The following is a 19,011-nucleotide window of genomic DNA, read 5'->3' on the forward strand; positions in this document are numbered from 1 at the left end:
AACCACATCCGGTCACCGGGCGATAACAAAGGAATACGCCATCGTATTCCTTTGTTGTTGTAAGTGAGACCTTGCCGAATGGCAAGGTCTATGCATAAAAAGCAGCGGCTAACGTCATTCGGCGTTGGCCGTTTTTTTATGCATGGGGAAATAAAATGAATACTGTCGGCACACCGTTGTTATGGGGTGGCTTCGCTGTTGTGGTGGTCATTATGCTGGCCATTGACCTGCTGTTGCAGGGTCGTCGTGGCGCGCACACGATGTCGATGAAGCAGGCTGCGGCCTGGTCAATCGTCTGGGTAACGTTGTCGTTGCTGTTTAACGCGGCATTCTGGTGGTACCTGGCTGAGACTCAGGGCCGCGCCGTTGCCGACCCGCAGGCGCTGGCGTTCCTTACCGGCTATTTAATTGAAAAATCGCTGGCAGTAGATAACGTCTTTGTCTGGCTGATGCTGTTCAGCTACTTCTCCGTCCCCCCTGCATTGCAGCGTCGGGTACTGGTGTATGGCGTACTGGGTGCGATTGTATTACGTACGATCATGATCTTCGCCGGCAGTTGGCTTATCGCCCAGTTTGAGTGGCTGCTGTACGTGTTCGGCGCGTTCCTGCTGTTTACCGGCGTGAAGATGGCGCTGGCGAAAGAAGATGCCTCCGGTATCGGCGACAGACCGTTAGTACGCTGGCTGCGCGGCCATTTACGCATGACCGATACCATCGAAGATGAAAAATTCTTCGTGCGTAAAAACGGTCTGCTGTTTGTCACGCCGCTGATGTTGGTGTTGATTCTGGTTGAGCTGAGCGACGTGATTTTCGCCGTCGACAGTATTCCGGCTATCTTTGCCGTTACCACCGACCCGTTCATCGTGCTGACCTCGAACCTGTTTGCTATTTTGGGGCTGCGTGCGATGTACTTCCTGTTGGCAGGTGTGGCGGAGCGTTTCTCGATGCTGAAATATGGTTTGTCGATCATCCTGGTGTTTATCGGTATCAAGATGCTGATCGTCGATTTCTACCATATCCCGATCGCTATTTCGTTAGGCGTAGTGTTCGGTATTCTGTTTGTAACGCTGATTGTGAACGCGTGGGTCAACCACCAGCACGATAAAAAGCAGCAAATACAGTAACGTTATCTGCTAGCTGAAAAGCCCGACGGCACACTATGTGCGTCGGGCTTTTTGTTCATCATGTCAAAACAATGTTAATTCAAAGTTATAAAATATGATCTCAACGGGGAATCCAGGATATTTCTCTTCCCGAAGCGTTATCTTTCCTTATACTCAACCACGCAAACACTTTGTTACATCCAGAAAGATGCGTCGTAAGAGCGCACGATGGATGAGCAACAACACAATGAAAGGATCACGACATGACTACGCAACGTTCATCGGGGCTACTCTCGCGTTTGGCACAAGGGAGCCTGGTTAAACAAATTTTGATTGGCCTGGTACTGGGGATTTTACTCGCACTGGTGTCAAAACCTGCGGCAGAAGCCGTTGGTCTGCTGGGTACGCTGTTCGTCGGCGCATTAAAAGCCGTCGCGCCAATTCTGGTTCTGATGCTGGTCATGGCCTCTATCGCCAACCACCAACACGGGCAAAAAACCAATATCCGCCCGATTCTGTTCCTCTACCTGCTCGGAACGTTTTCAGCCGCGTTAGCGGCCGTCGTTTTCAGCTTCGCCTTCCCGTCGACACTGCACCTTTCCAGCAGCGCTGGCGATATCGTGCCGCCATCCGGTATTGTTGAAGTGATGCGTAGCCTGCTGATGAGCATGGTTTCTAACCCCATTGATGCCCTGGTTAACGCCAACTATATCGGTATTCTGCTCTGGGCCGTCGGTCTGGGCTTTGCGCTGCGCCACGGTAATGAAACGACCAAAAATCTGGTCAATGATATGTCCAATGCCGTCACCTTTATGGTGAAGCTGGTGATCCGTTTCGCCCCGATCGGCATCTTCGGCCTGGTCTCCTCCACGCTGGCAACCACCGGTTTTGCCACGCTGTGGGGCTACGCTCAACTGCTGACCGTGCTGGTCGGCTGTATGCTGCTGGTGGCGCTGGTGGTCAACCCGCTGCTGGTATTCTGGAAAATTCGCCGTAACCCGTATCCGCTGGTATTGGCCTGTCTGCGCGAAAGCGGCGTGTACGCTTTCTTTACCCGCAGCTCTGCCGCCAACATTCCGGTGAATATGGCGCTGTGTGAGAAGCTGAATCTGGACCGTGATACCTACTCGGTATCTATCCCGCTGGGCGCCACCATCAATATGGCGGGCGCGGCGATCACCATTACCGTACTGACGCTGGCGGCGGTGAATACGCTGGGGATCCCGGTTGATTTACCGACGGCGCTGTTGCTGAGCGTGGTGGCATCGCTGTGTGCTTGCGGCGCGTCAGGCGTCGCAGGAGGCTCCCTGCTGCTGATCCCGCTGGCGTGCAATATGTTCGGTATCCCGAATGACATCGCCATGCAGGTGGTGGCCGTTGGCTTTATCATCGGTGTATTGCAGGATTCCTGTGAAACGGCGCTGAACTCATCAACTGACGTGTTGTTTACTGCTGCAGCCTGCCAGGCTGAAGACGAACGTCTGGCAAATAACGCCCTGCGCGGCTAATCACAGCCCCTCCGTCAGCGGGCGGAGGGCTTTTCTTGCTGTACACTGTTTTCAATTTTAAAGGGATCAATACCGCGCTTTTGCATCCGCCGAAAGCGGATAATGTTCAGGCCGTTCATCACCAGAAAGCTGCCTTCGATCATCGTCCCGCCAATCGATCCTAACCAGAAATTATGAACAACCCAGCAGGCGGTTGCACACCACATCACACAGCGCACGGTTAGCCCTTTGCAACGAAACAGTGCCCAGGTACTGGCAAGCGTGCCAATAATAGGCAGTAGCTCCATAGCATGCTGCAATTTTGCCAACCCAAGAACCAGCGTGAGGACAATAAAAACGGTCATTACCCACAGTTTGCGGGTATGCATTGAGACGAGCGTGCGGATGGTATTAAGCTCAGCGCTCATTCCCGCGGGCCAGGCCCCCATCAGGAAAAAATGCACGCCAATGGTGGCGCTATAGACGGCGAGCTGTAGCCGGAACCGGCGCTCGTCACGATTAAAAAAAGTGGTAATACCGATCAGAAAGGCGATGACACCTACGCCCTGGGCCAGCCAATACGCGGTCATGCAAGCAACCCCAACTCCATTTTGTAGGCCGGATAAGGCGCGTTCGCCAGCATCCGGCAACGGTTTGTGCCTGATGGCGCTACGCTTATCAGGCCTACGGTTTGCGCAGACCTGCAGGCACCATCAGGGATTTATTACAGCGTCACTCCCGACTTAAACAGCGCGAGTTCCCGGAAATCGTTGCGCTCATTGCAGGTTTGCTTGCCGTTAGCAAACTCAACGATGGTATCGACAAACTCGTTCAGCAATTGCGGCATCGCTTTACCGTGGATTAGCTGCCCGGCATCAAAATCGATCCAATGCTTTTTCTTCGCGGCCAGCTCGCTGTTGGTCGCGATTTTCACCGTCGGTACAAAACCGCCGTACGGTGTACCGCGCCCGGTACTGAACAACACCATATGGCAGCCCGCCCCCGCCAGCGCACTGGTCGCAACGGCGTCATTACCCGGAGCACTTAACAGATTCAGACCAGGCGTTTTCAGGCGTTCACCGTAGCGTAGTACATCGACAACTTTGCTGGAACCCGCTTTCTGTGTACAGCCCAGTGATTTATCTTCCAGCGTGGTGATACCACCCGCTTTGTTCCCCGGCGATGGGTTCTCGTAGATCGGCTGGTCGTGAGCAATGAAGTATTGCTTGAAGTCATTGACCATGGTCACCAGCTTACCGAAGGTTTCTTCATCGCGGCAGTGGTCCATTAATAGCTGCTCGGCACCGAACATCTCCGGAACTTCAGTCAGCACGGTAGTCCCGCCGTTGGCGATCACGTAGTCAGAGAAACGTCCCAGCATCGGGTTAGCGGTGATCCCGGACAAGCCGTCAGATCCGCCACATTCCAGACCAAACTTCAGCTCGCCGAGTTTACCCGGCTCGCGCTTATCGTTACGCATCACGTTGTACAGCTGATGGAGATGTTCAATCCCTGCTTCCACTTCGTCTTCCTGATGCTGGCAGACCATAAAGTGAACGCGGTCAGGATCATACTCCCCTAACGTTTCGCGGAAAGCATCCACCTGGTTGTTTTCACAACCGAGGCCAACCACCAGCACCGCCCCCGCATTCGGGTGACGCACCATGTTTTGCAGCATGGTGCGAGTGTTGATGTGGTCATCGCCAAGCTGCGAGCAGCCGTAGGTGTGGCTGAAGAGATGCACGCCGTCGATACCGTCAGCGTCATTCGTTTCTTTCAGGAAACGGTTCTGCATCTGGCGCGCCATGGCGTTGACGCAGCCTACGGTTGGCAGGATCCACAGTTCATTACGCACCCCAACGTCACCGTTCGCGCGACGATAAATCTGCACATCGCGATCGGCAGGTTGCGCGACTTCCGGCTGGAAATCAGGTTGGTAGCGATACGTGTCCAGGTCGCTCAGATTGGTGCGCGTGTTATGAGCATGAATATGCTCACCCGCCGCAACGTCCGCCAGCGTATGGCCGATTGGCAAACCGTATTTAATGACGTTTTCGCCTTTCGCAATATCGCGTAAAGCGAATTTATGACCGCGAGTCACCGCCTGGCGCAGGGTGACGACCTGACCATCAACGGTAACTTCCGTCCCTTCAGCCAAATCAGCGAGCGCTACCGCGACGTTATCCAGCGCATGGATCTTGATGTATTGCATATCAACCCGGACCTTAGAGCCTATCTCAGTAGGCGTATATTGTCGCAGCCAGTTTGGACACGGACAGCGCGCAAAAACCGGAGCGTACACGCAGTACGTGAGGATTTTGAGCACTGCCCAGGTTCAAACTGGCAAGTAAAATAGCCTAATGGATAGGCTCTTAGTTCAGTTCAATGGCGAAGTAATCACGCGCATTGTTGAAGCAAATATTTCTCACCATCTCACCCAGCAGTTGAATATCTGCAGGTGCTTCACCGGCGGCAACCCAACGGCCAATCATCTGGCACAGAATACGGCGGAAGTATTCATGGCGCGTGTAAGACAGGAAGCTGCGGCTATCAGTCAGCATACCCACAAAACGGCTCAGCAGACCGAGCTGTGCCAGTTGGGTCATCTGACGTTCCATCCCGTCTTTCTGGTCGTTGAACCACCAGCCGGAACCGAACTGCATTTTGCCCGGCATACCTTCGCCCTGGAAGTTACCGATCATGGTGCCCAGCACTTCGTTATCGCGCGGGTTCAGGCAGTACAGGATGGTTTTCGGCAGCAGGTTCTGTTCATTCTGCTTGCTTAGCAGTTTGGACAGTTCTTCAGCCATCGGACGATCGTTAATGGAGTCAAAACCGACATCCGCGCCCAGCAGTTTGAACTGACGCAGGTTGTTATTACGCAGTGCGCCAATGTGGTACTGCTGCACCCATTCGCGACGAGCATATTCAGCGCCAAGGAACACCAGTACGGCAGTTTTGAACTGGGCAACTTCATGCTCGCTCAGGGTTTCACCCGCCAGACGACGCGCCAGGATGTTATCCAGTTCAGCTTCGTTAGACTCGGCAAACAACACCACATCCAGCGCATGGTCGGAGACTTTACAGCCGTGCGCAGCAAAGTGATCAAGACGTTTAGTAAGCGCGGTTTGCAGGTCGGTAAAGCGGCGGATCTCGGTGTCAGACACTTCACCGAGCTTCGCCATGTAATCGTTAAAGGTCGCCAGTTCAATGTTGAAGGCTTTATCCGGACGCCAGCTTGGCAGCACTTTGATAGCAAAGGTGCTGTCTTTCGCGACCGCTGCGTGATGCTCCAGAGAATCGATCGGGTCATCGGTGGTGCCGACCATTTTCACATTCATCTGCTGCATGATTCCACGTGCGGAAAACCGATCCTGCGCCAGCAATTCGTTGCACTGATTCCAGATTTCATCGGCAGTTGCAGGAGACAACAGCTTACCTGTAATACCAAATGGGCGACGCAGTTCAAGATGCGTCCAGTGGTAGAGCGGGTTACCGATGGTGTGTGGGACCGTCGCGGCCCATGCATCAAACTTCTCGCGATCGGACGCATCACCGGTACACAAGCGTTCAGCGACGCCGTTAGTGCGCATGGCGCGCCACTTGTAGTGATCACCTTTCAGCCAGATGTCATACAGGTTATTAAAACGGTAGTTATCCGCGATTTGTTGCGGCGGCAAATGGCAGTGGTAGTCGAAGATTGGCTGGTCTTTAGCGTAATCATGATACAGACGGCGGGCAAATTCGGTATCCAGCAGGAAATCTTCAGTCATAAACGGGGTCATTATCGTCTTCCTCTCAGCGAGTGCGTCAGATTGCTTATGTTTTGATGTTGTCAAAGTTATCACACCAATTTCCATACGCTGAAGATATTTTCGTGAGTTAGATCAACAAATGATGACAAAAAAATTACTCTCAAAGAGGTAAAACTCACGGCAAGCCGCGCCAGCACTGGCTTTGCTGAATCGAATTAATGACCACACGAAGATTCACACTTTTGTGATGGCACTCACCTTTTAAAGCTGTATGACAAGTTATCTTTTTGCCGTCGCGATACATAAGCCGACGGAATGCAAATTACCGATGGTCCGCCATCGGATTGACCGGTACGGAAACCGAATTAGCACAATCATTGACATGGCAAAGTTCGGGGCAGTGCCGGTTTTTTTTCGGTCACGCCCTTCGTAAAAGAACATCCTCCGCCCTGGACTGGAAGATGACCGCTCGTTAGCGGACATAACAAAACGATGAGGTTTTACATGCGTAAAATTAAAGGGTTACGTTGGTACATGATCGCACTGGTGACGCTTGGCACCGTGCTGGGTTACCTGACACGTAACACTGTGGCGGCAGCTGCGCCAACTCTGATGGAAGAGTTACACATCTCCACTCAACAGTATTCCTATATCATCGCAGCGTATTCTGCTGCTTACACCGTAATGCAACCCGTTGCTGGCTACGTGCTGGATGTGCTCGGCACCAAAGTAGGCTACGCGATGTTCGCCGTTCTGTGGGCCGTCTTCTGTGGTGCCACGGCGCTGGCTGGTAGCTGGGGTGGACTGGCACTGGCACGAGGCGCAGTCGGTGCCGCAGAAGCCGCGATGATCCCTGCGGGTCTGAAAGCCAGTTCAGAATGGTTCCCGGCAAAAGAGCGTTCGATTGCCGTAGGTTACTTTAACGTCGGCTCTTCTATTGGCGCGATGATCGCTCCGCCGCTGGTCGTGTGGGCTATCGTCATGCACAGCTGGCAGATGGCGTTCATTATTTCTGGTGCCCTGAGCTTCATCTGGGCGATGTCCTGGCTTGTCTTCTATAAACACCCGCGCGACCAGAAAAAACTGTCTGACGAAGAGCGTGATTACATCCTTAACGGTCAGGAATCACAGCATAAAAACAGCACAGCGAAGAAAATGTCGCTTGGCCAGATCCTGCGTAACCGCCAGTTCTGGGGTATCGCACTGCCACGTTTTCTGGCAGAACCAGCCTGGGGGACATTCAACGCCTGGATCCCGCTGTTCATGTTTAAAGTCTACGGCTTTAACCTGAAAGAGATTGCGATGTTCGCGTGGATGCCAATGCTGTTCGCTGACCTGGGCTGTATCATCGGGGGTTACTTACCGCCACTGTTCCAGCGCTGGTTCGGCGTAAACCTGATCGTGTCCCGTAAAATGGTCGTCACCATGGGTGCACTGCTGATGATTGGCCCAGGGATGATTGGTCTGTTTACCAGCCCGTATATTGCTATTGCCCTGCTGTGCGTCGGTGGTTTTGCTCACCAGGCACTGTCTGGCGCGCTGATTACGCTCTCTTCTGACGTATTTGGCCGCAATGAGGTCGCGACAGCTAACGGCCTGACGGGGATGTCAGCCTGGCTGGCGAGTACTCTGTTTGCCCTGGTCGTTGGCGCCCTGGCTGATACCATCGGCTTTAGCCCGCTGTTCGCCGTACTGGCAGTATTCGACCTGCTCGGTGCGTTAGTCATCTGGACGGTACTGCAGAACAAATCGGCAAGCGAGATTGATTCAGGTCCGCAAACCGGCTCTCCCGCTACGCAAAATTAACCTGACGCTAGTCGTCATAGGTATATAATGCAGAGCCGCCAGTTAACTGGCGGCTTTTTTGTCGGTGCGAGTAGAGCCGCCATCGCAAAAGTGGTATAACAAATATAGTCTGCTGTATCATGCCTGGAGTGCATATGGAAATCACTGAACCACGACGTTTGTACCAACAACTTGCTGCCGATCTAAAAGAACGCATCGAGCAAGGCGTCTATCTGGTGGGCGATAAACTTCCCGCCGAGCGCTTTATTGCCGATGAAAAGAATGTCAGCCGTACCGTGGTTCGTGAAGCGATTATCATGCTCGAGGTTGAAGGCTACGTTGAGGTGCGTAAAGGATCAGGTATCCACGTCATCTCTAACCAACCCAAACATTATGTTGCTCCCGACGAAGGTCTGGAATTCGCCAGCTACGGTCCTTTTGAATTGCTGCAAGCGCGTCAGCTTATTGAGAGCAACATCGCCGAGTTTGCCGCCACCCAGGTGACCAAGCAGGACATCATGAAACTGATGGAAATCCAGGAGAAGTCGCGCAACGAAAAAAGCTTTCGTGACTCCGAATGGGACCTGCAGTTCCATGTTCAGGTCGCGCTAGCGACGCAAAACTCAGCTCTGGCCGCCATTGTTGAAAAAATGTGGACTCAGCGCGTTCACAACCCCTACTGGAAGAAATTGCACGATCACATTGATCTGCGCACGGTAGACAACTGGTGTGATGACCATGACCAGATCCTGCGGGCATTAATTCGCAAAGATCCGCATGCAGCCAAGCTGGCGATGTGGCAGCACCTTGAGAACACGAAACAGATGCTGTTTAACGAAACCAGCGATGATTTCGAGTTCAACGCGGATCGTTACCTTTTCACGGAAAATCCGGTCGTTCATCTGGATACCGCGGCAAACAGCACAAAATAAACGTTCTGACTTTCACAGGCGCGATAACAGCGCCTGTTTCTGACACTCAGTAAGCATTAGGTATAAAGTGTCAGCCTGTGTAAATCCTCTCGCCTCACTCCCTTGCGATCAGCAAAATCAGAGTTCAACCACCGTAATTTATATAACGGACAACGTTGACCTTTGTTACAATTAGATGCTATTTGAATTTTTATGTTTGAGAGCTTGCTTACTTCACAACTTTACAGGGAATAGTTCAGGCCGTGAATTTGTGTCAGACCGCGAACCATGTAAAAAACACCAATAAAATTGCGGCGTTACAAACTCCAGAAAACCGGCATGACAACAACCGATTCTCCAGGAATATTGAATGGAACTACTGACTCAATTATTGAATGCTTTATGGGCTCAGGATTTTGAAACTCTGGCCAATCCTTCCATGATTGGTATGCTGTATTTTGTACTGTTTACAATTTTGTTTCTGGAAAATGGGTTGCTACCCGCGGCCTTTTTACCTGGTGACAGTTTGCTGGTACTGGTCGGCGTTCTTATTGCCAAAGGCGCAATGGGTTTTCCGCAAACGGTACTGCTACTCACCACCGCAGCCAGCCTCGGTTGTTGGCTCAGCTATATTCAGGGCCGATGGTTGGGTAATACCCGCACTGTGCAGAACTGGCTTTCACATCTTCCGGCTCATTATCACCAACGCGCGCATCATCTTTTCCACAAGCATGGCTTATCCGCGCTGTTGGTCGGTCGCTTCATTGCGTTCGTCAGAACATTACTGCCGACCATTGCCGGGCTGTCAGGCCTGAATAATGCACGTTTTCAGTTCTTCAACTGGATGAGCGGGCTATTGTGGGTACTGATTCTGACCACGCTAGGCTATCTACTGGGCAAAACACCTGTTTTTCTTAAGTATGAAGATCAGTTGATGTCTTGCCTGATGCTGCTTCCTGTCGTATTACTGGTGGTTGGCCTGGCCGGTTCACTGGTTGTACTCTGGAAAAAGAAATACGGGAACCGAGGGTAAATTATGCTGAAATCACGCATAACGATCCGACGACTGGCCTGGCCCACCACCTTTATGTTGTTTATCGGCGCGCTGCTCCTGACCTGGTCGGTCATCCGCCAGCAGGAGTCAACGCTTGCCATTCGTGCTGTAAACCAGGGAGCCAGCATGCCTGATGGCTTCTCTATCTGGCATCACCTGGACGCCAACGGCATTCGCTTTAAAAGCATTACTCCGCAAAATGACGCGCTGCTGATCACCTTTGATTCCAGCGCGCAGAGCGCAGCCGCAAAGGTCGTGCTGGACCGAACGTTGCCACACGGCTTCGTTATCGCTCAACAGGATGATGACAATCAGGCAGTGCAGTGGTTATCTCGTTTACGGGATACACCGCACCGCTTTGGTTAATCTCCAGGAATCTGAATTAGATCACTCACTTTGGTGATTTCACCGTTTAGTGCCTATGATTAATAAACTGAAGTTATGACCTACAGCTTTATTATTCTGGAGCATCGACCACAAAACATCGGGTCGCATCACAATGGAAGGTTCAAGAATGAAATACCGCATCGCTTTGGCCATTAGCCTTTTCGCACTCAGCGCCGGCAGCTACGCGTCCACCCTCTGTCAGGAAAAAGAACAAGATATTCAGCGGGAAATTAGTTATGCCGAAAAGCACAATAATCAGAGCCGCATCAATGGGTTAAACAAAGCGCTTAGTGAAGTTCGGGCAAACTGTACTGACAGCAAACTGCGCGCGAATCACCAGAAAAAAATCGCAGAGCAGAAAAATGAGATAGCCGAACGTCAGCGTGATTTAGCCGAAGCTAAGCAAAAAGGCGATGCGGATAAAATCGCAAAACGCGAACGTAAGCTTGCAGAAGCTCAGAAAGAGCTGAAAGAACTTGAGACCCGCGATTACTAAGTAAGGTAACTACCCACTCACCTGGAGAAAACTATGTCAAAAGATAACGCTACGGAAAATCTGCGCGCTGAACTGAAATCCCTTGCGGATACGCTCGAAGAAGTACTGAGCTCCTCTGGCGATAAGTCGAAGGAAGAGATGAGTAAAATTCGCAGCAAAGCCGAACATGCGCTGCGCGAGAGCCGCCATCGTCTGAGCGAGACCAGCGATGTGATTGCTAAGCAAACCCGTGAAGCGGCCGCTAAAGCCGACAACTATGTGCGCGAAAACCCATGGACAGGCGTCGGCATTGGCGCTGCGGTCGGTGTGGTGCTTGGTGTACTGCTGTCGCGCCGCTAACAATGGCTGACTCTCAACACGCACAAGGTCCAGGCAAAAGCGTCCTGGGGATTGGACAACGGGTCCTGACGATTTTTGTTGAGATCGTAGAGACGCGGCTGCGGTTGGCCGTCGTTGAGCTGGAAGAGGAAAAAGCCAATCTCATCCAGATCCTGCTGATGCTTGGGCTGACCATGCTGTTTGCGGCGTTTGGTCTGATGAGCCTGATGGTGCTTATCATCTGGGCCATCGACCCTCAATATCGCCTGAACGCCATGATTGCCACTACCGTTGTGCTGTTGCTTTTAGCGCTTATCGGTGGGCTATGGACGTTGCGAAAAGCGCGTAAAACAACGCTGCTGCGCCATACGCGCAATGAACTCGCTAACGACAGGAAGGCCCTGGAGGATGATGCATAATGAGCAGTAAAGTCGAACGTCTACAGCGTAAGGCGCAACTGCTTGGACAGCTCCAGCAGCAACGGCTGGATCTGTCAGCCACTCGCCGCGACTGGCTGGAGGCTACTGAAGTCTACGATCGCGGCTGGAAAACGCTGTTGAACCTGCGTGGTTGGGTGTTAGTCGGGAGCAGTATTATGGCGGTTCGCACCATCCGTAATCCGAACCTGCTGGTACGCTGGGCCAAACGCGGCTTTAGCGCCTGGAGCATCTGGCGTCTGGTGAAATCGACCATCAGACAACAGCAGTTGCGCGGCTGATCCCCTCACCTTCCACCTAACCTCAAATTTTTTGAAAATTTCTGACAGTTTTCCTTGCTAACAATTCTCATTAGCCACGTTTATTATTCTCTTCATCGACAGCAATGACGCCCTCTGCGGCGTCGTTGCACAAAAAAACACAATAAGCCGCCTGAGTGGTTTCCTGGAGAGTATGATGAAGAAATTAGAAGATGTTGGTGTACTGGTAGCGCGCATTCTGATGCCAATCCTGTTTATTACCGCAGGTTGGGGAAAAATCACCGGATATGCGGGTACCCAACAGTACATGGAAGCCATGGGCGTCCCAGGATTTATGTTGCCGCTGGTGATTCTGCTTGAGTTTGGCGGCGGTCTGGCAATTCTGTTCGGTTTCCTGACCCGTACTACCGCGCTGTTCACCGCAGGCTTCACGCTGCTGACGGCATTCCTCTTCCACAGCAACTTTGCGGAAGGTGTGAACTCTCTGATGTTTATGAAAAACCTGACCATCTCAGGCGGCTTCCTGCTGCTGGCTATCACCGGTCCGGGCGCATTCAGTATTGACCGCGTACTGAATAAAAAGTGGTAAGCAAACTATACTGAACACATCAAAAAGCGAGGAGATATCTCCTCGCTTTTGCTATCTGAGGAGCGAAAATTATGGGACAACTCATTGACGGCGTCTGGCATGACACCTGGTACGACACCAAATCAACCGGGGGGAAATTTCAACGCTCTGCATCGGCTTTCCGTAACTGGCTCACCGCGGATGGCGCCCCAGGCCCAACGGGTGAAGGTGGCTTCGCCGCCGAAAAAGACCGCTATCACCTGTACGTTTCTCTGGCCTGTCCGTGGGCGCATCGCACGCTGATTTTGCGTAAACTCAAAGGGCTGGAACCGTTTATTTCCGTTTCCGTTGTCAATCCGCTGATGCTGGAAAACGGCTGGACCTTTGATGACAACTTCCCAGCGGCCACCGGCGATACGCTTTACCAGCACGAGTTTCTCTATCAACTGTATTTACACGCCGATCCGCACTACAGCGGCCGGGTAACGGTTCCGGTGCTGTGGGATAAAAAAAATCACACCATCGTGAGCAACGAATCTGCAGAAATCATCCGCATGTTTAACACTGCGTTTGATGCGCTGGGCGCGAAAGCCGGGGATTACTATCCACCGACTCTGCAAAGTAAAATTGACGATCTGAACAGTTGGATTTATGACAACGTCAATAACGGCGTATATAAAGCCGGGTTTGCCACCAGCCAGGAAGCTTACGACGACGCCGTAGAGAAAGTCTTTCAATCGCTGGCTCGACTGGAGCAGATCCTGGGTCAGCGTCGCTACCTGGCTGGCGACCAGCTAACCGAGGCCGATATTCGCCTGTGGACCACGCTGGTACGTTTTGATCCGGTTTATGTCACCCACTTCAAGTGCGACAAACACCGCATCAGTGACTACCTGAATCTGTACGGCTTTCTGCGTGATATCTACCAAATGCCAGGCATTGCGGAGACCGTCAATTTCGATCACATCCGCAATCACTACTTCCGTAGCCACAAAACGATCAACCCGACCGGCATTATTTCAATCGGCCCGTGGCAGGACCTCAGCGAACCTCATGGACGTGACAGCCGTTTTGCATAATTTACACAGGTCTCCGTTTGGGGCCAAATAATTAATACCACAAACATTTACCAGCATTCCATTCGCAGCTATTCTTAATTTGATTGCTTTAAAAACAAGTAATTGAACGCAGAACGAGGCGAAAATGGATTGGTATTTAAACGTATTAAAGAACTACTTTGGTTTTGGTGGTCGTGCACGGCGCAAAGAGTACTGGATGTTTATTTTGGTCAACATCATCTTTACGTTCGTGCTGAGCGTGTTAGACAGGATGTTTGGCTGGCAACGCACCGGGGGAGAAGGCGTATTAACAACGATTTATGCAATTCTGGTTTTTATACCGTGGTGGGCGGTACAGTTCCGGCGTTTACATGACACCGACCGTTCAGCCTGGTGGCTACTGGTGCTGCTGATCCCGATCGTCGGCTGGTTGGTCATCATTATTTTCAACTGTCAAAACGGCACACCGGGGAGCAACCGCTTCGGCGCTGACCCCAAACAGTTGTCCTGAATTTAAATACGCCCCTTCCGTTGAAGGGGCGTATTTCTTATTTCCCGGCAAACAGCTTGGGGATTTCCCGCAAACACCAGGACTTCGCTTCGCCCATACTGTCCCGACGCCAGGCCATGATGATATCTATTTCGTTTGTCGATTCCGGGCTAACCACACGCAGCCGGCCAGCCGCAATATCCGCTTCCACCAGCGGGTATGGCATCGTCGCCACGCCAAGTCCAGCCAACAGCGCCTGGCGTTTATCTTCTATCGTACTCACCGTCAGGCGTGGTTGTTTATCGAGAAGCTGAACTGTCAGCACCGGGCGCTCACGGGCAGTATCCGCCACCGCTATGCCCCGGTATTTCACACGAGTGACTTCTGACAACGGTTCCGGCTCCTGGTGGATCGGGTGATCCGGCGCCGCCACATAGACGTTCATCAGCGAGTACAGCTTGCGCGAGTTAATTTCTGAGGATGAGCGGAAATGCATATCCGGCGCGATCACGATATCCGCCCGCCCTTGCTCCAGACGCTCCCACGCCCCGGCCAGCACTTCAGTGATGACGGAAAGCTGCGTGTTCGCCTTTCCGGCAAGGCGGTCGATAAGCGGGAAGAATGCCGCCGTTGGCACCAACGCTTCAGTGACAATCGTCAGATGCGTTTCCCAACCACGGGCCAGTGCTTCAGCATCGGTCGTCAGTTTATCCGCAGCCTCCAGCAACACGCGGCCACGTTCAAGCAGCATACGCCCGACGTTGGTAAATTTTGTGCGGTGACCTGAGCGGTCAAACAGCACCACGTCCAGCTCTTCTTCCAGTTTCTGCATGGTGTAGCTGAGGGCGGAAGGTACGCGTCCCAGTTCATCTGCCGCGGCGGCAAAGCTGCCGCGCCTGTCTATTGCGTCCATGACGCGTAACGCTTCAAGCGTTAAAGCCCGTTCTTTGGCCATCTCGTTCTCATTCAGGAAATTTGAACATACCGGGCAGAATATCTGGCTAACAATGCAGCGTCTAGCCATTTAACATAAAAGGAAGTAAAGAGAGGTCAAGAACTATGATTACTACCCGTACAGCCAAACAATGCGGGCAAGCAGACTACGGCTGGCTGCAGGCCCGTTATACCTTCTCCTTTGGACACTATTTTGATCCTAAACTGCTGGGTTATGCCTCGCTGCGTGTTCTGAACCAGGAAGTTCTGGCACCGGGGGCCTCTTTCCAGCCACGTACCTATCCAAAGGTTGATATCGTCAATCTGATCCTCGAAGGGGAAGCAGAGTATCGCGACAGCGAAGGTAACCATATTCAGGCCAAAGCCGGAGAGGTGTTACTGCTCGCTACGCAACCTGGGATCAGCTACAGCGAGCACAATATCAGCAAAGATAAGCCCCTGACCAGAATGCAGCTATGGCTGGACGCCTGCCCGCAGCGCGAAAACACCTGCGTGCAAAAAGCGACGCTGAATGCCGGCAAACATCAACTGCTTGCTTCACCTGACGGTGAACAGGGTAGCCTGCATCTTCGCCAGCAGGTCTGGGTACATCATGTTGAGTTGCAAAAAGGTGAATCACTGAGTTTTCAGTTACATGGACCTCGCGCGTATTTGCAGTCGATCCATGGCACGTTCCACGCGGTCACTTCAGGTGCCGAGAAAGAGGCACTTACCTGCGGTGATGGCGCATTTATTCGTGATGAAACTAACATAACGTTAGTTGCCGATACCCCATTGCGCGCTTTGCTGATAGATTTGCCCGTATAGTCATTGGAATCAAGGGAGTACGACTATTGAGCAAGAAGTCATCAAAAAAACGCCAGCCGCAGGCTGCGCCGGAAAAACGGGAGACAGTTCCCTTCGGCTATGAAGAAATGCTGACAGAGCTGGAAGCGATTGTGGCCGATGCTGAGCTACGGCTGGAAGATGAAGAAGCCGCCTGAAAAGGCGGCTTTGACTTAGGCCGGGTGACGACTCCGCCTTACCCGGCCAGGAGATTAATGTGCCTTACTGGCCATGATCTCAATGATCTGCTTATCGGTTTCCTGCATCGAACGACACGCCAGCGCACACAGGTTAGAGATAGATTGCTCCACGTTATGCGCCACAATGCCTTCATTCCCCGTCACTGCGGTATCGTCCAGCGCCATGAGTACCGCTTTCCAGGCTGCTGACGCACTGGTAGAGACTTTCATTGCGCAACTGTTCGAGGCGCCATCGCAAATCATCCCACTCACGTCGCCAATCATGCTGCTGATCGCCATCGCGATGGTGTTGTAGCGACCATCCACGATCCATGCCATCCCCGCCGCGGCGCCCATTGCGGCCGTGGTTGCCGCGCACAGCGCAGACAAACGCGGAAGCTGATGATGGATGTAAATAGCGCTCAGATGAGACAGCATCAGCGCACGCGCCAGTTTCTCCTCATCTGCGCCAAAATGCTCAGCTACCACCATCACTGGGACGGTGGCGGTAATCCCCTGATTACCAGAACCGGAGTTGCTCATGGCCGGCAGCGTCGCCCCGCCCATTCGCGCATCCGATGCCGCGCTGGTACGAATAAGAATGGCAGTGGAGAGATCGTTCGCCAGCAGACCACGGGCGCACTGCTTCTCCAGCGTAGTTCCGATGTGCAAGCCCCAGTTGCCGCGCAGTCCTTCCTGAGACAGCGCACCGTTCAGTTTTGCCGCATCAAGAATAAAGCGGATTGACTCAAACGGTACCGCGTTTACGAACGCCAGAATCTCTTCCAGCGATGTGTGAGACAGTACCGCCAGCGGTGACTCTTGCTTCTCTTCCTCAGCGTTCTGTTCTGTTGTGAACACCACGCCGTTATTGGTCTCGATTTGCATAATGTTGGTATGACCGCCGACAATCGTCACGCACGCCCATCCTTCAGCGTTGTACACCTTCGCGCGGGAAAAGAGGATGTCCTCGCAAGGCTCCTGCAGCATCACAGCAACCTTCCCTGCGTTAAGCATCGTTTTCGCATCAGCAATCGCTTGTGGCGACGCGTCTTTCAGTACTTCTAACCCAGCCTCGGCATTTCCCCCCAAAGCCCCCAGCGCAGCCGCTACGGGAAGACCTACCATCCCGGTACCCGGCACGGTAACGCCCATGCCGTTTTTCATCAGGTTTGGTGAGACCCACGCATCAATGCGTTCCACCGCGCCGTCCAGCTCAGCAGAAGCGACGGCCGCAGCCAGAGCCAGAGAGATAGGTTCAGTACAACCCAGCGCAGGTTTTACTTCTTCCTGCACCGCGCGAATAAAACTATCCCATAATGGATTCAATGTAGTCTCAAACATAACAACAACCCTTGCTCAGATAACTCAGGAAAATGCCAGGAACGGAGAAACGCACAACAACAGGCCGGTGACGATAATCAGGTACAGAGAGGCGCCTTTGTATTTGTGCAATGCAGGAACTTTGTAGACCAGCCAGGCCGGGATCAAGCAGCCCACCATGCCGAAGATTGGGCTACAAATAGAGGTGAAGCTCAGCACCGGCGCATTGAGCACAATTGCACTCCAGGCCAGCAGGATGGCGAAAACCATAATGCCGCGCTGAACCAGGGTTTCGTTGATTTTCTCGGCTGGCATTTTGCGGCGCAGCACGTTCATTACGATCCCCTGAGTCGCTTCACGAAAGCCTAAGTAAACACCGAAGAAGGCGGTCATCACGGCGAAAATGTTCAGGATAACGCTGACGATTTTCACCCAACCTGCACCATCACCACTGATAAACTGCGCAGCAATCGCCAGAGCGGAAATGTTCTGCTCATAGGCTTTAACCGCTTCGTCATGCCCCATCGCCAGCGTGAAGGAAACGGCGTAGAAAAAGACGGTGACAAACAGAATACCGAATGCGATGTTCATAGCACGCAGAGCTTTATGGCGTGCCACCTCAATCGATTTCTCACGAGAGCGGTACGAAATAACCATCGGGCTTAGCGTCTGAATAAACAGAATTGAAGTCAGGGTAAACGGCAGCGTGATAATTGCGTTTTTGATCAGCAGCGCCATCGGCGGCAGTGAGCCCGCGTTATACAAATGCCACATTCCCACCATCGATACACCAAGCGCAGCCACCACCAGCAGCTTGGTCAGCACCATGCCGGTGGAGATTTTAAACAGCAGTTTTTCTCCGCGTGACGAGATGGCCACCAGGATGCAAATCAGCACCAGGCCATAGAACGGGCTGTCGGACAGTAAACCTTCAGTAACGCCAAAAGTGTGCAGATAAGAGGCGCTATCGTTAGTGATAGCCGTGGAGTAGACGAACATCCAGATTACCAGCATCACAAAATATAATGCGCCTAACAGGATGCCCCAGTTTTTACCCAAATAGCCGCTGATTACGCTCGGGTAGTCTTTGCATTCCGGAGATTCCGCCAGCGTGTTAATAAACAGGCGCTGGAACAGATACATGGCTGGGTAGCCAATGATAGAGGACAGCAAGAACACCCACAGCCCCATCAACCCGACCTGGACAGGAAGAAAAACAATCCCCGCACCAATCGCCATACCGATACTCATAATGACCCAGCCGGTATCCGTGCTGTCGAACTTAATAGCTTCCCGCCATTCGCTTTCGGTCATTCCCGCCCGACGCGCAGGCGCTGATGCGTCGAGTATTACGCTGTTATTCGTTGCCGTTTCCATAAAAATCTCGCTCAAAATGTAGGGTAAGGTTTTATTATTTTTCCGTTCCGCATCAATGCGATACGCGGTACGAGTCGTGCAGGCGAGTTCGTTTGAATGGAGAAATCATACGCCGAGGGTCAGAGAAAAACTTCACATAAATACCCCTTCATTTCATGATGTTTAATAAAATTATTCTATTTTATATTTACAAAATGGGATTATTTTCTATTTTTGAAGCAGATCACAACAAAAAAAGGGCGCA

The 19,011-nt window shown here is 52.4% G+C and carries 21 protein-coding genes; 15 read left to right on the forward strand and 6 right to left on the reverse strand.

The window, feature by feature from the left end:
- The first annotated feature begins 155 nt into the window (after positions 1-155).
- On the forward strand, positions 156-1,124 hold the full coding sequence (locus tag FDX24_RS01970; RefSeq protein ID WP_137363749.1) for a TerC family protein: 969 nt from the start codon (positions 156-158) through the stop codon (positions 1,122-1,124).
- 242 nt (positions 1,125-1,366) lie between these two features.
- A complete protein-coding gene (gene sstT / locus FDX24_RS01975; protein ID WP_137363750.1) occupies positions 1,367-2,611 on the forward strand; it encodes a serine/threonine transporter SstT in 1,245 nt (414 codons plus the stop codon).
- Positions 2,612-2,625: 14 nt separating this feature from the next.
- Here sstT and FDX24_RS01980 read toward each other — a convergent pair whose 3' ends face one another.
- The 3 genes from FDX24_RS01980 to uxaC all read right to left on the reverse strand — a co-directional run bounded on the left by FDX24_RS01980 (position 2,626) and on the right by uxaC (position 6,375).
- A complete protein-coding gene (locus FDX24_RS01980) occupies positions 2,626-3,180 on the reverse strand; it encodes a YgjV family protein (RefSeq protein WP_137363751.1) in 555 nt (184 codons plus the stop codon).
- Between the two features lie 134 nt (positions 3,181-3,314).
- Positions 3,315-4,802, reverse strand: a complete 1,488-nt coding sequence (locus FDX24_RS01985) for a UxaA family hydrolase (protein WP_048213340.1) — start codon at positions 4,800-4,802, stop codon at positions 3,315-3,317.
- A 160-nt stretch (positions 4,803-4,962) separates the two neighbouring features.
- Positions 4,963-6,375 (reverse strand): glucuronate isomerase, encoded by a 1,413-nt coding sequence (uxaC, locus tag FDX24_RS01990; RefSeq protein ID WP_048213341.1) that lies wholly within the window; start codon positions 6,373-6,375, stop codon positions 4,963-4,965.
- A 474-nt stretch (positions 6,376-6,849) separates the two neighbouring features.
- On the opposite strand from uxaC, the gene exuT reads away from it, so the two are divergent.
- The 11 genes from exuT to FDX24_RS02045 all read left to right on the forward strand — a co-directional run bounded on the left by exuT (position 6,850) and on the right by FDX24_RS02045 (position 14,130).
- A complete protein-coding gene (gene exuT / locus FDX24_RS01995; protein ID WP_048213342.1) occupies positions 6,850-8,151 on the forward strand; it encodes a hexuronate transporter ExuT in 1,302 nt (433 codons plus the stop codon).
- 134 nt (positions 8,152-8,285) lie between these two features.
- Positions 8,286-9,062 carry a transcriptional regulator ExuR gene (gene exuR / locus FDX24_RS02000; protein WP_005131459.1) on the forward strand — a complete coding sequence of 259 codons (777 nt, stop codon included), beginning with the start codon at positions 8,286-8,288 and terminating at the stop codon, positions 9,060-9,062.
- 349 nt (positions 9,063-9,411) lie between these two features.
- Positions 9,412-10,074, forward strand: a complete 663-nt coding sequence (gene yqjA, locus FDX24_RS02005; protein WP_005131462.1) for a DedA family general envelope maintenance protein YqjA — start codon at positions 9,412-9,414, stop codon at positions 10,072-10,074.
- A 3-nt stretch (positions 10,075-10,077) separates the two neighbouring features.
- Complete coding sequence (gene mzrA / locus FDX24_RS02010; protein WP_137363752.1) at positions 10,078-10,461, forward strand: EnvZ/OmpR regulon moderator MzrA; 384 nt, start codon at positions 10,078-10,080, stop codon at positions 10,459-10,461.
- 148 nt (positions 10,462-10,609) lie between these two features.
- Positions 10,610-10,978 (forward strand): DUF1090 domain-containing protein, encoded by a 369-nt coding sequence (locus FDX24_RS02015; protein ID WP_048213344.1) that lies wholly within the window; start codon positions 10,610-10,612, stop codon positions 10,976-10,978.
- A 33-nt stretch (positions 10,979-11,011) separates the two neighbouring features.
- Positions 11,012-11,317 carry a YqjD family protein gene (locus FDX24_RS02020; protein ID WP_003024832.1) on the forward strand — a complete coding sequence of 102 codons (306 nt, stop codon included), beginning with the start codon at positions 11,012-11,014 and terminating at the stop codon, positions 11,315-11,317.
- 2 nt (positions 11,318-11,319) lie between these two features.
- A complete protein-coding gene (locus tag FDX24_RS02025) occupies positions 11,320-11,715 on the forward strand; it encodes a phage holin family protein (RefSeq protein WP_048213345.1) in 396 nt (131 codons plus the stop codon).
- Complete coding sequence (locus tag FDX24_RS02030; RefSeq protein ID WP_137363753.1) at positions 11,715-12,014, forward strand: YqjK-like family protein; 300 nt, start codon at positions 11,715-11,717, stop codon at positions 12,012-12,014. Before FDX24_RS02025 ends, FDX24_RS02030 begins: the two co-directional genes overlap by 1 nt.
- Before the next feature lie 175 nt (positions 12,015-12,189).
- Positions 12,190-12,582 carry a DoxX family protein gene (locus tag FDX24_RS02035; RefSeq protein ID WP_048213347.1) on the forward strand — a complete coding sequence of 131 codons (393 nt, stop codon included), beginning with the start codon at positions 12,190-12,192 and terminating at the stop codon, positions 12,580-12,582.
- 71 nt (positions 12,583-12,653) lie between these two features.
- Positions 12,654-13,640 (forward strand): glutathionyl-hydroquinone reductase YqjG, encoded by a 987-nt coding sequence (gene yqjG, locus FDX24_RS02040; protein WP_137363754.1) that lies wholly within the window; start codon positions 12,654-12,656, stop codon positions 13,638-13,640.
- A gap of 124 nt (positions 13,641-13,764) precedes the next feature.
- Positions 13,765-14,130, forward strand: coding sequence for a DUF805 domain-containing protein (locus FDX24_RS02045; protein ID WP_048213349.1), 366 nt, complete (start codon positions 13,765-13,767; stop codon positions 14,128-14,130).
- Between the two features lie 37 nt (positions 14,131-14,167).
- Here the strand turns inward: FDX24_RS02045 and yhaJ are convergent, their stop codons facing one another.
- A complete protein-coding gene (gene yhaJ, locus FDX24_RS02050; protein WP_048213350.1) occupies positions 14,168-15,064 on the reverse strand; it encodes a DNA-binding transcriptional regulator YhaJ in 897 nt (298 codons plus the stop codon).
- A gap of 104 nt (positions 15,065-15,168) precedes the next feature.
- Here yhaJ and FDX24_RS02055 point away from each other — a divergent pair, with 104 nt between their 5' ends.
- Both FDX24_RS02055 and FDX24_RS02060 read left to right on the forward strand, forming a co-directional pair.
- On the forward strand, positions 15,169-15,870 hold the full coding sequence (locus FDX24_RS02055; RefSeq protein WP_101742427.1) for a pirin family protein: 702 nt from the start codon (positions 15,169-15,171) through the stop codon (positions 15,868-15,870).
- A 26-nt stretch (positions 15,871-15,896) separates the two neighbouring features.
- A complete protein-coding gene (locus FDX24_RS02060; RefSeq protein ID WP_086523462.1) occupies positions 15,897-16,046 on the forward strand; it encodes a hypothetical protein in 150 nt (49 codons plus the stop codon).
- A 54-nt stretch (positions 16,047-16,100) separates the two neighbouring features.
- On the opposite strand, the gene FDX24_RS02065 is transcribed toward FDX24_RS02060, so the two are convergent.
- Together FDX24_RS02065 and FDX24_RS02070 are read right to left on the reverse strand one after the other, a co-directional pair.
- Positions 16,101-17,411 (reverse strand): serine dehydratase subunit alpha family protein, encoded by a 1,311-nt coding sequence (locus tag FDX24_RS02065; RefSeq protein ID WP_137363755.1) that lies wholly within the window; start codon positions 17,409-17,411, stop codon positions 16,101-16,103.
- Between the two features lie 24 nt (positions 17,412-17,435).
- Positions 17,436-18,767 (reverse strand): amino acid permease, encoded by a 1,332-nt coding sequence (locus FDX24_RS02070; RefSeq protein ID WP_048213353.1) that lies wholly within the window; start codon positions 18,765-18,767, stop codon positions 17,436-17,438.
- Between the last annotated feature and the right edge of the window lie 244 nt (positions 18,768-19,011).

The organism is Citrobacter sp. wls716 (assembly GCF_005280975.1).
In the GTDB taxonomy this organism is placed as follows: Bacteria; Pseudomonadota; Gammaproteobacteria; order Enterobacterales; family Enterobacteriaceae; genus Citrobacter; species Citrobacter youngae.

What these genes read in the sequence shown, in the direction of transcription:
- FDX24_RS02070 (WP_048213353.1), bottom strand. Translation starts at nt 18,767, where the DNA reads ATGGAAACGGCAACGAATAACAGCGTAATACTCGACGCATCAGCGCCT.
- uxaC (WP_048213341.1), bottom strand. Translation starts at nt 6,375, where the DNA reads ATGACCCCGTTTATGACTGAAGATTTCCTGCTGGATACCGAATTTGCC.
- exuR (WP_005131459.1), top strand. Translation starts at nt 8,286, where the DNA reads ATGGAAATCACTGAACCACGACGTTTGTACCAACAACTTGCTGCCGAT.
- FDX24_RS02030 (WP_137363753.1), top strand. Translation starts at nt 11,715, where the DNA reads ATGAGCAGTAAAGTCGAACGTCTACAGCGTAAGGCGCAACTGCTTGGA.
- yqjG (WP_137363754.1), top strand. Translation starts at nt 12,654, where the DNA reads ATGGGACAACTCATTGACGGCGTCTGGCATGACACCTGGTACGACACC.
- FDX24_RS02020 (WP_003024832.1), top strand. Translation starts at nt 11,012, where the DNA reads ATGTCAAAAGATAACGCTACGGAAAATCTGCGCGCTGAACTGAAATCC.
- FDX24_RS02035 (WP_048213347.1), top strand. Translation starts at nt 12,190, where the DNA reads ATGAAGAAATTAGAAGATGTTGGTGTACTGGTAGCGCGCATTCTGATG.
- yhaJ (WP_048213350.1), bottom strand. Translation starts at nt 15,064, where the DNA reads ATGGCCAAAGAACGGGCTTTAACGCTTGAAGCGTTACGCGTCATGGAC.
- FDX24_RS02055 (WP_101742427.1), top strand. Translation starts at nt 15,169, where the DNA reads ATGATTACTACCCGTACAGCCAAACAATGCGGGCAAGCAGACTACGGC.
- FDX24_RS02065 (WP_137363755.1), bottom strand. Translation starts at nt 17,411, where the DNA reads ATGTTTGAGACTACATTGAATCCATTATGGGATAGTTTTATTCGCGCG.
- FDX24_RS01980 (WP_137363751.1), bottom strand. Translation starts at nt 3,180, where the DNA reads ATGACCGCGTATTGGCTGGCCCAGGGCGTAGGTGTCATCGCCTTTCTG.
- yqjA (WP_005131462.1), top strand. Translation starts at nt 9,412, where the DNA reads ATGGAACTACTGACTCAATTATTGAATGCTTTATGGGCTCAGGATTTT.
- FDX24_RS01970 (WP_137363749.1), top strand. Translation starts at nt 156, where the DNA reads ATGAATACTGTCGGCACACCGTTGTTATGGGGTGGCTTCGCTGTTGTG.
- exuT (WP_048213342.1), top strand. Translation starts at nt 6,850, where the DNA reads ATGCGTAAAATTAAAGGGTTACGTTGGTACATGATCGCACTGGTGACG.
- FDX24_RS02045 (WP_048213349.1), top strand. Translation starts at nt 13,765, where the DNA reads ATGGATTGGTATTTAAACGTATTAAAGAACTACTTTGGTTTTGGTGGT.
- mzrA (WP_137363752.1), top strand. Translation starts at nt 10,078, where the DNA reads ATGCTGAAATCACGCATAACGATCCGACGACTGGCCTGGCCCACCACC.
- sstT (WP_137363750.1), top strand. Translation starts at nt 1,367, where the DNA reads ATGACTACGCAACGTTCATCGGGGCTACTCTCGCGTTTGGCACAAGGG.
- FDX24_RS01985 (WP_048213340.1), bottom strand. Translation starts at nt 4,802, where the DNA reads ATGCAATACATCAAGATCCATGCGCTGGATAACGTCGCGGTAGCGCTC.
- FDX24_RS02025 (WP_048213345.1), top strand. Translation starts at nt 11,320, where the DNA reads ATGGCTGACTCTCAACACGCACAAGGTCCAGGCAAAAGCGTCCTGGGG.
- FDX24_RS02015 (WP_048213344.1), top strand. Translation starts at nt 10,610, where the DNA reads ATGAAATACCGCATCGCTTTGGCCATTAGCCTTTTCGCACTCAGCGCC.